This window comes from Leeuwenhoekiella sp. NPDC079379 (assembly GCF_044542075.1).
GTDB lineage: Bacteria > Bacteroidota > Bacteroidia > Flavobacteriales > Flavobacteriaceae > Leeuwenhoekiella.
In genome coordinates this window covers 63,378-77,722 of the sequence record NZ_JBITTU010000001.1, presented here as the reverse complement: position 1 = coordinate 77,722, position 14,345 = coordinate 63,378, and the positions used below count along the sequence as shown (strand labels likewise).

Genomic DNA, 14,345 nt, shown 5'->3' with positions numbered 1-14,345 from the left:
TTTTATACGCTTATTCGCAATGTATTGCTGATTAATTAATAAATCGATTATTTTTTGATCTAAAATTATCAATAATGCAAAGCATATGAACAAACAGCTTGATAGTTACATTGTATTCTTTAGGTTTTAAATTAATGAAAATTCTAAAAATTTAATAACATTTAACATGCTTTTCGATAATTTAAAATCAATATTTAGGTGAAAAACGTCAAATAATTCACTTTAACAAGGTTAAATTAAGTTAAACAGCTGTATTTAATGGTGCTAAATCGATTAAGTGTTTGATTATAAAAAGTTAGATTTTCTAATTTAAATGATCACCTTATTTTTTACACGTGTATCTTTGCAACTATGACTTATGATGCCATTATAATAGGGGGAGGTGCTGCCGGTTTTTTTACGGCTATTAACCTTGCCAAGTTAAATTCTAACCTAAACATTCTAATTGTTGAAAGAGGTGCTCAGGTTCTTGAAAAAGTTAAAATTTCGGGTGGTGGGAGATGTAATGTCACGCATTCTATATTTGAACCCAGGCCTTTAACAGATAACTATCCCAGAGGTAAAAGAGAATTATTAGGGCCATTTCATACTTTTTTAACGGGAGATACGATGGCCTGGTTTGAGGAACGAGGCGTATCACTCAAGATTGAAGATGATGGAAGAATTTTCCCCACCAGTGATAGCTCGCAGACTATAATAGATTGTTTTTTAAAGGAGGCCGAAACCTTCGGTATAACTATTAAAACCAAATGTCCCATAGTAGATATCGGGCAGATTGAAGGTCAATGGCAGGTAAAAGGTAAAACCGAAAAATTCATATCAAAGTCTGTTGTATTAGCTACCGGAAGCAATCCTAAAATGTTGAATGTTATAGAGCGTAAAGGGGTTAAAGTTATATCTGCCGTGCCTTCTCTTTTTACATTTAATATTAAAGATAAGCGTATAGAATCACTTGCCGGCTTATCTACTCCAGCAAAGGTTAGTTTATTAGATAGAACTAAGAAGCCTATTAAATTATCAAGTACTTCTGACGTAGATTTGTCTTATAGCGAAGGTCCTGTTCTGATAACGCATTGGGGTATGAGCGGCCCGGGAATTTTGAAACTCTCAGCCTGGGGAGCACGAGTTTTAAATGAACTGGAATATGATTTCTTTATATGTGTTAACTGGCTTCCAAAATTAGAATCTGAAGAACTGAAAGAACAGTTGGCAGATATTAAAATTAAGTTAGCAAAGCAGACAATTACAAAATGGTCCCCATTTGATCTACCCAAAAGATTATGGCAAAGTCTAGTTGAAGCTTCAGCTATACAGCCCGATAAAAAATGGGCCGATGCTACTAAAAATGATTTTCAGAATTTAGAACGTCAACTGCTTGAAAGTATTTTCCAGGTAAATGGGAAAAGTACTTTTAAAGAGGAGTTTGTGACTGCAGGAGGTGTCAATTTAAAAGAAATAGATTTTAAAACGTACCAAAGTAAGCAATTTGATAGGTTATATTTTGTGGGTGAAATTTTAGATATAGATGCGATAACCGGAGGGTTTAATTTTCAAAGTGCGTGGACGGGTGGCTACATTGCTGCTCAGGCTATATCAAAGCAGCTCTAATTTAACCTCCAGATTTCAAAATTTAAAGCAGTGGCGTAACATACCCATATTATATAAGGTATGAGTAAAAAGGCTGCTTTAACATTTACAACCCTAAACCACTTATACGTAAATAGAAGTAGTATGAGCAGGGCGATAATAACAAGTAGAGCCGGCATTATGAGATGAAGCCCAAAAAAGATAATTGACCAAAACGCATTTAATAGGAGTTGAAAGCCAAAATGATAAAGTGCTGTTTTAACCCATTTATGATAAAAGCCACCATCCCAAACTAAACCTGCTGCAATACCCATGAGAATATAAAGTGCCGTCCAGACCGGGGCAAATAGCCAATTAGGTGGGGTAAAGAACGGTTTTGTTAATGTAGGATACCACGTTGCTACGCTACTTTGTGTTGCTATAGCACCTATAAATCCTACTGCAAGGCAAATAGAAACTGCAATTAAAATACGTCTTACTTTCTTTGAAATCATAGGTGTATTTCTTCAGACTAATTTATAAAAATATTTCTTAGTGCTCGATGTTTAAAAAAGCTGTTGAACCCTTTGAGAAGTTTTTATAGGTTTTATATTTGTGCTATGACAATTTCAAAATTCTTACCTTCAGAATACACACAGGCTCTTACGAGTAAATCTGTGAGTTACGCATCTCCTAGTAATATTGCTCTTATAAAATACTGGGGAAAGCAAAGTGTACAGATTCCAAAAAATCCTTCTGTAAGTTTTACACTAAATACGTGCAAGACGACGACAACATTACATTATGAGAAGCGAGAAACATTTGAAGACGATTTTGAAGTAAAAGTAGTGTTAGATGGCAAACACAAACCCGGTTTTGAAGCTAAAATACATCAGTTTTTTAGCCGAATTGTTACTTATTTGCCATTTGTAAAGGATTACACTTTTGTAATAGATACTTCTAATAGCTTTCCGCATAGTTCAGGTATTGCTTCATCGGCTAGTGGGTTGAGTGCTATTGCTTTATGTCTTATGGATATGGAGCGTGAAATGCAACCATCTATTGATGATCAATACTTTATTCAAAAAGCATCCTTTATCGCAAGATTAGGGTCGGGCAGTGGTTGTCGCTCTCTTGAAGGGCCGCTGGTTGTTTGGGGTGAACATCAGGATATAAAAGGTAGTAGTGATCTTTTTGGGATTTCTTACCCGTACGAAGTGCACGAGAATTTTGAAGATTATCAGGATGCTATTTTATTAGTTGATCAAGGAGAAAAGCAGGTAAGTAGTACGGTAGGTCATAATTTAATGCATAATCATCCATTCGCTCCAAGTAGATTTGACCAGGCAAACGAGAATATTTTAAAACTTATCGAGATATTAAAAAGTGGTGATCTAGATGCGTTTGTTCATCTGGTAGAAAGTGAGGCACTCACTTTGCATGCAATGATGCTTACAAGTACGCCTTATTTTATTTTGATGAAGCCTAATACTTTAAAAATCATTGATGAAATTTGGGAATTCCGTCGTGAAACGTCTATTCCGGTATGTTTTACACTAGATGCTGGAGCTAATGTTCACGTTTTATTTCCGAAGAAGTATAAAGAGGAAGTTCAAGAATTTATTAAATCTACACTAAGTTCTTATTGCCAGGATAAGAGGTATATTTTTGATAACGTGGGAATAGGAGCAATAAAGTTGTAACTTTGTGATTGATTAATTAGGATTATTCTATGAAAGGACCTTTATTTTATTCAAAAATTCTTCTGTTTGGTGAGTACGGAATTATCAAAAATTCTAAAGGCTTGTCTATACCTTATAACTTCTATAATGGAGCTCTTAAAGTAGATGAAAATCCTACCGAAGATGCAATAAAATCAAATGCAAGTTTGGGTCGTTTTGCCTTTTATTTAGAAACGCTACAGACTGAGCAGCCAGAATTGGTTCAATTTAATATAGATGAATTAAAAGCAGATGTAGCTGAAGGAATGTATTTTGACAGTACTATTCCACAAGGTTATGGTGTAGGAAGTAGTGGCGCTTTAGTAGCTTCTATTTATGATAAATATGCTTTAGATAAAATTACGGTCCTAGAAAATCTTACCAGAGACAAGCTGTTAAAACTAAAATCGATTTTCGGTCAAATGGAATCTTTTTTCCACGGAAAATCTTCAGGTCTAGATCCTTTAAACAGTTATTTAAGTCTACCTATTTTAATTAATAGCAAAGACGATATTGAGCCTGCCGGTATACCTTCGCAAACTTTAGATGGTAAAGGCGCTGTATTTCTTTTAGATAGTGGTATTGTGGGAGAAACAGCTCCTATGGTTCATATTTTCATGGAAAGTATGAAGCAAGAAGGGTTTAGGAAAATGCTTAAAACACAGTTTGTAAAACATACAGATGCTTGCGTAGACGATTTTCTGAAAGGTGATGTGAAGTCTTTATTAAGTAATGTTAAGCAGCTCTCTAAAACGGTTTTAGGAAACTTTAAACCTATGATTCCTGCAAGTTTTCATGAGTTATGGAAGCAAGGTATTGAGTCTAACGACTTTTATCTCAAACTTTGCGGTTCTGGTGGTGGTGGTTATATTTTGGGTTTTACCGAAGATATAGATAAAGCCCGTAAGGCCCTAGACGGTCATAAGCTAGAGGTCGTTTACAACTTCTAGAATACTTCTACTTAAATATAGTTTATGTCTCGTATAAGCAGAAGAAACAAACTTTTACTTCTTAAGTTTTTTAGTTTGTTTTCGGTTGTGAGGGGGTATAATATTCTCATTATTATTTTAGCGCAGTATCTAGCCTCTATATTTATTTTATCGCCAGATATCCCGCTTCGTGAAGTTTTGCTAGATCTCAATTTGTTTGCAATTGTATCAGCTTCAGCATTAGTAATTGCAGGAGGTTATATTATAAATAGTTTCTACGATAGCGAGAAAGATTTAATAAATCGCCCGCAAAAGACCCGATTAGATCATATGGTGAGTCAAAATAAAATACTCACTTTGTATTTTATACTAAATTTTTTAGCAGTCGTTGTCGCAAGCTCAGTTTCTTTTTTTGCAGTGCTGTTTTTTTCAGGATATATATTTGGGATTTGGTTTTATTCTCATAAGCTTAAAAAAATACTTTTTTTAGGTAATCTCACTTCTGCATCTTTAGCTTTAATTCCTTTCTTCGCAGTCTTTATTTACTACAGTAATTTTGAAAAAGTCATATTTGTACATGCTACGTTTTTAGGTCTTATTATAATTATGCGTGAGCTTATTAAAGATTTAGAGAATATAAAGGGTGATATTGCATTAGGACATAGAAATATACCTATTGTTTACGGTGAGCGAACAACAAAGGCAGTCATAACTCTTCTTATTATTCTAACGATTCTGCCTACTTTCTTATTAGTAAATTATTTTGATGTGGGTCTCATGCGATATTATTTTTATGGAAGCATAGCGTTGTTACTTATATTCTCGTATTGGCTCTGGTGGTCACGTGCAAAAATGCACTATGTATTACTTCATAATATTTTAAAATTTATTATTGTTTCTGGTGTATTTAGTATTCTTCTTATAGATACAGACCTAGTAATAAACCGAATTATTTAAACTAAAAAACCACTGCAGAGCAGTGGTTTTTTTTGGCTAATAAAATAAATAATTCAAAAGTTACCCTTTTTTAATTTTGAAGGGTAAGTAGTACATACGATTACCTGTTACTTCTATTTCGGTTTTTTTATAGTTAAGTCTGTTCTTAATGTAATTTTCTAACTGGGCACTTTCTGTAGTGACATTAAGTACGACAATAGTCTTTTGAGCAGTCACTATAAATTGAATAGTACTTTCTAAAAGCTCATCCTGTAAATCAAGTTCGGGAGTGCCTAATAAGTTTATTATTTGATTTCTAAGTACTGCGCTGGCGGCTTCTGGTTTTGGGTCTGTAGTTGCTGATGCATTTACCCAACTAAAGATTGATAAGAATAAAATAAGCGGTAATTTTTTCATAACATTTTGTTTAAGATTGATGAGTCAAATGTAGTGTCATTAGCTTAGTGAATCGCTAATTACGACATTATCAAAAACCAATTAAATCTTTCCTTTTAGGTTAACCATAGTACGCTTAACACAAGCGTTACAATTGTCAAAACTGAAACAGAATTATATCATTTGTCAGAATAATTTCAATTTGCAGCTATTTTTATATGAATTAGAAAGAAGTTTAGTTACGCCATTAATACTTCAATAGGTAAAGGATTGAAACTATATGAAGTAAAGGTTAATTGATCTGATAAAATAACCTATTGAAAACGAAATTGCGAGCCTTTTTATATCCTCTATTTTCGCTATTTAAATATGTATCTTTGCCAAAATTTAAATTTATGAGCAGACATCAGGAAAGCAGTAGAGACGGGAAAGCGTCTGGTCGCGGTTCTAATAATATACGCAGTAAAAGCAATGCAAGAGGCAATGCACCTATTAAAAGGAAAACAACAGACCCTGCAAAGGCCGCTGCAGCAAAAAGTAAAGCATCAGAGGCTTCAAAAGGTACTTCTGCAAAGAATAAAGCAAAAGATGGTATACGTCTTAATAAATATATTGCCAACAGTGGTGTTTGCTCAAGACGTGAGGCAGATATGTATATCGCAACAGGTCAGGTTTCAGTAAATGGCGAGATCATTAATGAAATGGGGTACAAAGTGAAGCTAGATGACGATGTTCGTTTTGACGGTACGCGCATTAACCCTGAGCCTAAAGCTTACGTTTTACTTAACAAACCTAAAGGATTTTCGGTAACTACAAGTAATGAAAAAGGGATGACTGTGATGGATCTTGTAGCACCTGCTACTAAATCTAGAATACAGCCGGTAGGCAGATTAGGTCGCAATGCAACCGGTCTCATTCTTTTTACTAATGATGAGAAATTAATGCAGAAGTTAACGAACTCTAAAGCTGGGCTGCCTCGATTATTTCATATAGAACTAGACAAAAACCTTAAAGCAGAAGATTTAGAAAAAATTGCTAAGGGTATTGTTGTTGAAGGTAAAAAGATATTTGTTGAAGATATAAGTTATGTAACTGGTTCTCCTAAAAAGGAAATAGGACTTAAATTACGTAACGTGGGTAACAGTGTAATACGTACGATTTTTGAACAATTAGAGTATCAAGTGGTACGTGTTGACTGTGTGACTATAGCCTCTCTTACTAAAAAAGATCTTCCGCGCGGAAAATATAAACATCTGAGCCAACAGGAAATTAATAATCTAATGATGCTTTAAGTACCTACTCTGCAATAGATGGGTGCTTGTTTTTTAAATTTGAATCTAAAATGGTTGAATAGATAAATAAAATTGAGGTAAATAAGAGATCTTTTACAATACCTTAAGATTTCTTGGTGTCTTATCTCAAATTCTTTTTTTACATTTCACACTTTAAATTATTTGATGAATACGAAATATATAGATCTTATAGATCAATCCTTTTATTTTCCTCAGGAAGATTTTAAGCTTGAAGAAAATCACTTACAATTTCACGATATAGACTTGATGGCTTTAGTAGAGCAATATGGCGCTCCTTTAAAGTTTAGTTATCTGCCAAAAATATCAGATAATATCAATAGAGCAAAAACCTGGTTTAAAGATGCTATTGAAAAGCATAATTATAAAGGCCATTACAATTATTGTTATTGTACAAAAAGTTCCCATTTCAAACATATTTTAGATGAGGCTTTAAAAAATGATATTCATATTGAAACTTCATCAGCTTTTGATATAGATATTGTAAATAAGCTAAAAGAAAACGGCAAAATCACAGACGATACGTATGTTATATGTAATGGTTTTAAGAGAGATCAATACATCGAGAACATAACAAACCTAATGAATAACGGTCATAAAAACTGTGTGCCTATTATAGATAACTATGAAGAAATCAACCTACTGTCTGAGGGCATTAAGGGTGATTTTAAAATAGGTATTCGTATAGCTTCAGAAGAAGAGCCTAAATTTGAGTTTTACACGTCTCGTTTAGGAATTGGGTATAAGAATATTGTTCCATTTTACGAAGACCAGATTAAAAATAATGATCAGGTTGAGCTAAAGATGCTTCACTTTTTTATTAATACTGGAATACGGGATACTGCATATTACTGGAACGAATTAAATAAGTGTCTTAAGGTATATACCCGTCTTAAAAAAATATGTCCAAGTTTAGACAGCTTGAATATAGGTGGAGGTTTTCCTATAAAAAATTCACTGGCGTTTGATTACGATTATGCCTATATGGTAGATGAGATCATTAACCAGATAAAAATCACTTGTGAAGAGGCAGATGTTGTAGTTCCTAATATTTTTACAGAATTCGGAAGCTTTACAGTAGGTGAAAGTGGTGGTGCTATATATGAAGTTTTGTATCAGAAACAACAGAACGACAGAGAAAAGTGGAACATGATAAACTCATCTTTTATCACGACATTACCAGATACATGGGCAATTAGCAAACGTTTTATTTTACTGCCTATTAATAGGTGGGAAGAAGAGTATGAGCGCGTACTATTAGGCGGTCTTACCTGTGATAGCGATGATTACTACAATAGTGAGCAGCATAGTAATGCTATTTACTTACCTAAATACAAGAAAGATAAACCATTATATATTGGCTTTTTTAATACCGGAGCCTATCAGGAATCAATAGGAGGATACGGCGGTCTGCAGCATTGTTTAATTCCGCAGCCAAAACATATTCTTATTGATAGAGATGAAAATGGTAACTTAACAACCCGTATATTTAACGAACAACAAAAAGCAGAACAATTGCTCAAGATTTTAGGTTATGAATACAACTAAAAATTATGCCGGCATCCCTGATGAATTTGCCAAACTTGAAACCTCAAAAATAGTATTAATTCCCGTGCCTTACGATGGTACAAGTACTTGGGGTAAAGGAGCAGACAAAGGGCCTCAAGCCTTTTTAGATGCCTCTGAAAATATGGAAACTTACGATATTGAAACAGATACCGAAGTATATCAGCAAGGTGTTTATTTAGCGCCGGCAATTACAGAGAATAGTTCTCCAGAAGCACTTGTTTCCGAAGTGCATAAAGTGACTAAAGATTTTATAAAGCGTAATAAATTTGTAACCCTTTTTGGAGGAGAGCATTCTGTTTCGATAGGAGCAATACGCGCTTTTAATGAGCTTTTTGATAATCTAACAGTCATTCAAATAGATGCGCACGCAGATTTGAGACAAGAGTATATGGGTAGTACCTGTAATCACGCTTGTGCAATGTATGAAGCAAGCCAGACTACAAACCTTATTCAAGTAGGGATACGTAGTATGGACGTTCTTGAGAAAACTGTGATGGATGAAGACAAAACGTTTTTTGCTCACGAGATGGTGCAGGATGAGTACTGGGTTGATAATGTTATAGACCTTTGTACAGAAAATGTTTTTATCACATTTGATCTAGATGGTTTAGATCCTTCAATTATGCCATCTACTGGTACACCTGAACCGGGAGGTTTGTTTTGGTATGAAACTATGGATTTTTTAAAGCGTCTTTTTGCTGAAAAAAATGTGGTAGGTTTTGACCTTATGGAACTTTGCCCCAACCCTAATGATAATTCTTCAGACTTTTTAGCAGCAAAGTTATATTACAAAATGCTGAGCTATAAATTTGAAGGGCAGGACATAGAAGAGAATTACGATAATAGTTATGTTGCTAAGCCTAGTAAGGGCAACGTAAATAAATTTGATTTAAATGACGATGAAGACTAAGGGAGCAATCTCTCAATTTATAGAAAAATATTACTTGCACTTTAACTCAGCTTCAGTAGTTGACGCTGCAAAAGCTTATGAGGAGCAATTAAACAATGGTGCAAAAATGCTGGTATCTCTTGCGGGAGCAATGAGTACAGCAGAAATTGGTAAAATTTTTGCTGAGATGATTCGCCAGGATAAAGTGCAGATTATATCGTGTACAGGTGCAAACCTTGAGGAAGATATTATGAATCTTGTAGCTCATTCTCATTACAAGCGTGTTCCTAATTATCGCGATTTGACCGCTCAAGATGAGTGGGATTTATTAGAAAAAGGCTTAAACCGAGTTACAGACACCTGTATTCCTGAAGAAGAGGCTTTTAGAAGATTACAAAAGCACATTCACAAGATTTGGAAAGATGCAGATGATGCAGGTGAGCGCTACTTACCACATGAGTATATGTATAAAATGCTCTTAAGTGGTGTGCTTGAAGAGTACTATGAGATAGATCTTAAAGATTCCTGGATGTACGCAGCTGCAGAAAAGAACCTTCCTATTATCTGCCCGGGTTGGGAAGATAGTACGATGGGTAACATATTTGCATCTTACGTTCTTAAAGGAGAGCTTAAAGCAACAACTATGAAGTCTGGAATCGAGTATATGACATTCCTTGCAGACTGGTACACAAACAACAGTGAGAAAGGTATAGGTTTCTTTCAAATAGGTGGTGGTATTGCAGGAGATTTTCCAATCTGTGTAGTACCTATGTTATATCAGGATATGGAGCGTGAGGATACGCCATTCTGGAGTTACTTCTGTCAGATTTCAGATTCAACTACCAGCTACGGTTCATACTCAGGAGCTGTGCCTAATGAGAAAATTACGTGGGGTAAACTTGATATTAATACACCAAAGTTTATAATTGAAAGCGATGCGACAATTGTGGCTCCACTTATTTTTGCATACTTGCTAGATATGTAAGCTTAACGTTTAAAAATATATGAAACCTCATAAATCTAGTATTTATGAGGTTTTTTTAGTTTTAAAAATTTTGGTATTTAACAAAAATCGGTATTCTTTAGATTTGCTTTAGAAGTATTGCTTATTTTCGCACACTCATTTATTAGTATGTCTTATAGATTAACCGTAGTGGTTCCTGTTTATAATGAAGAAGATAACTTACTTCGTGTAGAGCAGGTATTTAAAGATTATTTTAAAATTGCAGCGGTACCTACTCAGGTACTTTTTGTTAATGATGGTTCTAAAGATAACAGCCAGGAGCTCATAGAGCAAATTTGTAGTAGAAGTGAAGGCTTTCAATTTATTGCATTTGCTCAAAATTGTGGTTTGAGTGCTGCTATTAAAGCTGGGTTTGACCATACAACAACACCACTTGTAGGTTATATAGACAGTGATTTACAAACTACGCCAGAAGATTTTAATACCTTAATGCCTTTTATAGGAGAATACGATCTTGTAACGGGACATCGTGCAGACCGTAAAGATTCTTTTGTTAAGAATATGTCGAGTACAATTGCAAATAACATACGTAGAGCATTTACACACGATGGAATGGACGATACCGGTTGCCCATTAAAAATAATTAGAACTGAATACGCGCAGCGCATTCCTATGTTTAGAGGGCTTCATCGTTTTCTTCCTGCGATGATTATGTTACAGCAGGGTAAAACGGTACAAGTACCCATACGACATTTTCCACGAGTTGCCGGTACCGCAAATTTTGGAGTTTGGAATAGGCTTTTAGGACCATTAATGGATTGCTTCGCTTATTTATGGATGAAGAGAAAGTATATCAATTATACAGTAGCTAAAAAATCATATGAGTAGTCCCTACTGGATTTATAGCATTGGTTTTTTTGCACAACTTATGTTTTCGGGTAGATTGGTTATTCAATGGTTTTTATCTGAAAAACAAAAGCGTGTATTAACACCATCTACATTCTGGTGGTTGAGTCTGGGTGCTTCTTTTTTACTTTTTGTTTATGGTTATTTGCGTGATGATTTTGCAATAATGCTAGGTCAGACACTTACTTACTTTATTTATATACGGAATCTACAACTGCAAGGACAGTGGCTAAAGTCACCAAAAGCTATACGGTTGTTCTTACTCGTTTTTCCTCTTATAATTGTGATTTACGGGTATAATAACGGGCATTACGATTTAGATAAACTCTTTAAAAATGATGATATACCTTTGTGGTTATTATTACTAGGGAGTGTCGCACAACTCATTTTTACACTGCGATTTATCTACCAATGGATTTATTCTGAACGAAAGAAAAAATCAACCTTACCTTTAGGTTTCTGGCTGCTTAGTCTCATAGGCGGAATACTTATATTAATCTATGCCTGGTTTAGAAGAGATCCGGTTTTACTTGTTGGGCATGTGATGGGTGTTTTTATATATTTCAGAAATATGCGTCTCGCAATAGGTATTGACAAAGAATGAAAATTCATCAACGATATTATCCCTTTATTTTAATAGCAGTCTGTCTGTTTTTATTTTTCCCACATCTTGATGTGTTGTATGCTAATATTATGGAAGCCCGTAATTTTAATACGGCCCGCGAAATGTTGCATTACGATAATTGGGTATTTACAACGATGAATGGCGAAGCTCGCTATGAAAAACCACCTTTACCTACGTGGCTAAGCGCATTTTCTGCGGCAATTTTTGGGATTACAAAATTATGGGCATTGCGACTGCCCTCTGCAATTATTACAACTTTAATGGTGCTTTTTAGTTACGTATTTTCTAACAAGTGCTTAAAGCTAATACCTAAACAAGCATTCTATGCATCTTTAATTTTAGCAACATCATTTTATGTGTTATTTGCAGGGCGTAACGGCACCTGGGATATTTTTGCACATTCCTTTATGCTGGCAGGTATTTATTTCCTTTTTCAGTTTTTTGCCGAAATTCGCGGGGTATATAGAAATGCAATTCTGGCAGGACTATTTATAGGCATGTCTTTTATGAGTAAAGGGCCGGTAAGTCACTTTGCATTGTTATTACCCTTTTTAATTGCATACACCTGGGTTTATAAAATTAGATCTTATAAAAATCGAATACTACCTTTAAGTCTTTTACTACTTATCGCCTTAGCTTTGAGTTCTTGGTGGGCACTTACTATATATTTTGGTGATGTAGATACGGCCTCTTCTATAGCAGATAAGGAAGCTGCAGCCTGGGCAAATCATAATACACGTTCGTTCTTTTATTATTGGAGTTTTTTCACGCAAAGCGGAATTTGGACTATCCCTGCATTTATCAGTTTACTTTATCCGTATTTAAAAACGCGGGTGTCAGATTTAAAAACGTATCGCTTCACGTTAATTTGGACGCTTGCAGCGGTGATTTTACTTTCGGTAATACCAGAAAAGAAATCGAGATATTTACTACCTGTTTTAATTCCACTTGCATTAAATACCAGTTATTATATAGAATATCTGGTTAGAAAATTTAGTGAGTTACGAGATAAACGAGAGACCTATCCTGTTTATTTTAATTTTGGAGTTGTAGCATTTGTGGCCATACTTGCCGGTCCTATAGTCCTGTATTTTTTTGCAGATACTTTCACGGGTTCTATGTGGGTTTGGTTTACCTTCCTTAAAATTTCAGTAGTATTTATCGCGGTATTAATCTTCCGAAGTTTAAAATCTAAGAATATTGAAAATGCTTTTTACGCAGTTATCATCTTCTCTTGTGCACTTATTACTTTTGGTTTTCCTCTAGTAAAAGCTACTTATACAAATGAAGATTATGCAATGCTTGCACCAAAAATAGAATCCCTTAAGGCTGATGGAAAACCAGTATTTTTATTTGAAAATGGGTCTCCAGAACTCATTTGGGATTTAGGACAGCGGTTACCTGTAATTAAGACCTCTGGAAGCCTTGTTTTGCCTGAGGTATCTACATTCTACTTAATAATAGAAAAAGGGCAGGAGCAGCTTGTAAAAGGTGAACTGAAGGCTTTTAATTTGACTTTAGACCAGTGTTTTGACGGAAATATTACTTCAAAAAAAGATCGTAATTACAAAACACGCAGAATAGGTTGTATATATAGCGTAACGGTTAAATAGATTAATTTGTGTACCCTTCACCTAATCTATAGCTCAATACCAGACCATGAGTACTGGGAAGTGGCGAGCTCATCAAAGGCATTGTGTAGTTATATAAAATTCTAAAATGTTCAAAAAGATAAACACCTGCGATTGCATTAACAGCAGAAGAAGTTCGATAGCCTGCTCCTAATTCGATCTTGTTTTTATAATTAACAATCGCATTAAGATCTACAGATAAGGGTGCGCCAGATTCATAACGAATTAAAAAGTTTGGTTTAATCTCTAATTCATCAAAAACTCCGGTATAAATTCGATATCCTGCATAAGCGTATGCTGCTGTATTTATAGCAATGGCATTATCTGGAGCAAGTGAATTACCTAACAAATTAGGTGCAGATAGCCCAGCATATAGATTATTCCGATTAAAGAGAATTCCTATTCCTAAAGTAGGTATAGTACCTGAGATATTTTGCTGAAAATTAGGGTCTTCAGAAATTCCTAGTTCTAATAGATTTTCGTTATAATTAAACACTCCTGCAGTAATCCCAAAAGAAATTACATTAGGATTAAAATTATGAAACCGTGGTGCAGCGGCTTGTAGACCAAAATAGAGTTTGTAAGCATAAGAGGCAAACGCACTAGTTACTGTACTTACACCTATTTCATCTCGTAAAAAACCTGCGCCTAGACCTACGTGTTCATTGTTTAAAGTCAAGTTTGCGGTTGCGTTAAAAGTAGATGGTGCACCATCAATACCGCTATAACTACTTTGATTAGATAGTGTAAATTCTGAGTTTTCGTAATATCCTGCATGAGCAGGATTTAAAAGCAAGGTATTGTAATTATATTCTGAAAATACTGGCTGCTGCTGAGCTACAAGTGTATTACAAGAGATCAATAAGAAGGCACTAAGAGGTAATAATTTTTTAAATCCCATCA

At 34.7% G+C, this 14,345-nt stretch carries 14 protein-coding genes; 11 read left to right on the top strand and 3 right to left on the bottom strand.

Going from position 1 to position 14,345, the window contains the following annotated elements; all coding sequences use genetic code 11:
* The first annotated feature begins 351 nt into the window (after window positions 1-351).
* Window positions 352-1,608 (top strand): NAD(P)/FAD-dependent oxidoreductase, encoded by a 1,257-nt coding sequence (locus ACIGAM_RS00330; RefSeq protein ID WP_396509491.1) that lies wholly within the window; start codon window positions 352-354, stop codon window positions 1,606-1,608.
* On the opposite strand, the gene ACIGAM_RS00325 is transcribed toward ACIGAM_RS00330, so the two are convergent.
* Window positions 1,605-2,081 (bottom strand): TspO/MBR family protein, encoded by a 477-nt coding sequence (locus tag ACIGAM_RS00325; protein ID WP_396509490.1) that lies wholly within the window; start codon window positions 2,079-2,081, stop codon window positions 1,605-1,607. The two genes, ACIGAM_RS00330 and ACIGAM_RS00325, sit on opposite strands and share 4 nt — an antisense overlap.
* 105 nt (window positions 2,082-2,186) lie before the next feature.
* On the opposite strand from ACIGAM_RS00325, the gene ACIGAM_RS00320 reads away from it, so the two are divergent.
* From ACIGAM_RS00320 to ACIGAM_RS00310, 3 genes are read left to right on the top strand one after another with little or no spacing between them, the layout of a single operon-like run.
* Entirely contained in the window at window positions 2,187-3,269 is a 1,083-nt protein-coding gene (locus ACIGAM_RS00320) for a diphosphomevalonate/mevalonate 3,5-bisphosphate decarboxylase family protein (protein WP_396509489.1), read from the top strand.
* Between the two features lie 29 nt (window positions 3,270-3,298).
* The gene (locus ACIGAM_RS00315) at window positions 3,299-4,237 is read left to right on the top strand and encodes a mevalonate kinase (protein WP_396509488.1); all 939 of its coding nucleotides are present in this window, start codon (window positions 3,299-3,301) and stop codon (window positions 4,235-4,237) included.
* A 24-nt stretch (window positions 4,238-4,261) separates the two neighbouring features.
* Window positions 4,262-5,173, top strand: a complete 912-nt coding sequence (locus ACIGAM_RS00310) for a geranylgeranylglycerol-phosphate geranylgeranyltransferase (RefSeq protein ID WP_396509487.1) — start codon at window positions 4,262-4,264, stop codon at window positions 5,171-5,173.
* A gap of 60 nt (window positions 5,174-5,233) precedes the next feature.
* On the opposite strand, the gene ACIGAM_RS00305 is transcribed toward ACIGAM_RS00310, so the two are convergent.
* A complete protein-coding gene (locus ACIGAM_RS00305; RefSeq protein ID WP_396509486.1) occupies window positions 5,234-5,569 on the bottom strand; it encodes a hypothetical protein in 336 nt (111 codons plus the stop codon).
* A 374-nt stretch (window positions 5,570-5,943) separates the two neighbouring features.
* On the opposite strand from ACIGAM_RS00305, the gene ACIGAM_RS00300 reads away from it, so the two are divergent.
* From ACIGAM_RS00300 to ACIGAM_RS00270, 7 genes are all read left to right on the top strand, one after another.
* Window positions 5,944-6,840, top strand: a complete 897-nt coding sequence (locus ACIGAM_RS00300) for a pseudouridine synthase (protein WP_396509485.1) — start codon at window positions 5,944-5,946, stop codon at window positions 6,838-6,840.
* Between the two features lie 165 nt (window positions 6,841-7,005).
* On the top strand, window positions 7,006-8,406 hold the full coding sequence (locus ACIGAM_RS00295; protein ID WP_396509484.1) for an arginine decarboxylase: 1,401 nt from the start codon (window positions 7,006-7,008) through the stop codon (window positions 8,404-8,406).
* Window positions 8,393-9,337: an agmatinase gene (speB, locus tag ACIGAM_RS00290; protein WP_396509483.1), complete on the top strand. Its 945-nt coding sequence runs from the start codon at window positions 8,393-8,395 to the stop codon at window positions 9,335-9,337. The genes ACIGAM_RS00295 and speB overlap by 14 nt, the downstream gene beginning before the upstream one ends.
* Window positions 9,327-10,301 carry a deoxyhypusine synthase family protein gene (locus ACIGAM_RS00285; RefSeq protein WP_028376522.1) on the top strand — a complete coding sequence of 325 codons (975 nt, stop codon included), beginning with the start codon at window positions 9,327-9,329 and terminating at the stop codon, window positions 10,299-10,301. Before speB ends, ACIGAM_RS00285 begins: the two co-directional genes overlap by 11 nt.
* A 147-nt stretch (window positions 10,302-10,448) precedes the next feature.
* Window positions 10,449-11,168: a glycosyltransferase gene (locus ACIGAM_RS00280; protein WP_396509482.1), complete on the top strand. Its 720-nt coding sequence runs from the start codon at window positions 10,449-10,451 to the stop codon at window positions 11,166-11,168.
* Window positions 11,161-11,790 (top strand): lipid-A-disaccharide synthase N-terminal domain-containing protein, encoded by a 630-nt coding sequence (locus tag ACIGAM_RS00275; RefSeq protein WP_028376520.1) that lies wholly within the window; start codon window positions 11,161-11,163, stop codon window positions 11,788-11,790. Before ACIGAM_RS00280 ends, ACIGAM_RS00275 begins: the two co-directional genes overlap by 8 nt.
* Window positions 11,787-13,424, top strand: a complete 1,638-nt coding sequence (locus ACIGAM_RS00270) for an ArnT family glycosyltransferase (RefSeq protein ID WP_396509481.1) — start codon at window positions 11,787-11,789, stop codon at window positions 13,422-13,424. Before ACIGAM_RS00275 ends, ACIGAM_RS00270 begins: the two co-directional genes overlap by 4 nt.
* Before the next feature lies 1 nt (window position 13,425).
* On the opposite strand, the gene ACIGAM_RS00265 is transcribed toward ACIGAM_RS00270, so the two are convergent.
* Window positions 13,426-14,343, bottom strand: a complete 918-nt coding sequence (locus tag ACIGAM_RS00265; RefSeq protein WP_396509480.1) for a PorP/SprF family type IX secretion system membrane protein — start codon at window positions 14,341-14,343, stop codon at window positions 13,426-13,428.
* Between the last annotated feature and the right edge of the window lie 2 nt (window positions 14,344-14,345).

Excerpts from the sequence above, each read along its gene's own strand:
- ACIGAM_RS00320 (WP_396509489.1), top strand. The coding sequence starts at position 2,187 with ATGACAATTTCAAAATTCTTACCTTCAGAATACACACAGGCTCTTACG.
- speB (WP_396509483.1), top strand. The coding sequence starts at position 8,393 with ATGAATACAACTAAAAATTATGCCGGCATCCCTGATGAATTTGCCAAA.
- ACIGAM_RS00325 (WP_396509490.1), bottom strand. The coding sequence starts at position 2,081 with ATGATTTCAAAGAAAGTAAGACGTATTTTAATTGCAGTTTCTATTTGC.
- ACIGAM_RS00285 (WP_028376522.1), top strand. The coding sequence starts at position 9,327 with ATGAAGACTAAGGGAGCAATCTCTCAATTTATAGAAAAATATTACTTG.
- ACIGAM_RS00265 (WP_396509480.1), bottom strand. The coding sequence starts at position 14,343 with ATGGGATTTAAAAAATTATTACCTCTTAGTGCCTTCTTATTGATCTCT.
- ACIGAM_RS00295 (WP_396509484.1), top strand. The coding sequence starts at position 7,006 with ATGAATACGAAATATATAGATCTTATAGATCAATCCTTTTATTTTCCT.
- ACIGAM_RS00270 (WP_396509481.1), top strand. The coding sequence starts at position 11,787 with ATGAAAATTCATCAACGATATTATCCCTTTATTTTAATAGCAGTCTGT.
- ACIGAM_RS00300 (WP_396509485.1), top strand. The coding sequence starts at position 5,944 with ATGAGCAGACATCAGGAAAGCAGTAGAGACGGGAAAGCGTCTGGTCGC.
- ACIGAM_RS00310 (WP_396509487.1), top strand. The coding sequence starts at position 4,262 with ATGTCTCGTATAAGCAGAAGAAACAAACTTTTACTTCTTAAGTTTTTT.
- ACIGAM_RS00305 (WP_396509486.1), bottom strand. The coding sequence starts at position 5,569 with ATGAAAAAATTACCGCTTATTTTATTCTTATCAATCTTTAGTTGGGTA.
- ACIGAM_RS00315 (WP_396509488.1), top strand. The coding sequence starts at position 3,299 with ATGAAAGGACCTTTATTTTATTCAAAAATTCTTCTGTTTGGTGAGTAC.
- ACIGAM_RS00280 (WP_396509482.1), top strand. The coding sequence starts at position 10,449 with ATGTCTTATAGATTAACCGTAGTGGTTCCTGTTTATAATGAAGAAGAT.
- ACIGAM_RS00330 (WP_396509491.1), top strand. The coding sequence starts at position 352 with ATGACTTATGATGCCATTATAATAGGGGGAGGTGCTGCCGGTTTTTTT.
- ACIGAM_RS00275 (WP_028376520.1), top strand. The coding sequence starts at position 11,161 with ATGAGTAGTCCCTACTGGATTTATAGCATTGGTTTTTTTGCACAACTT.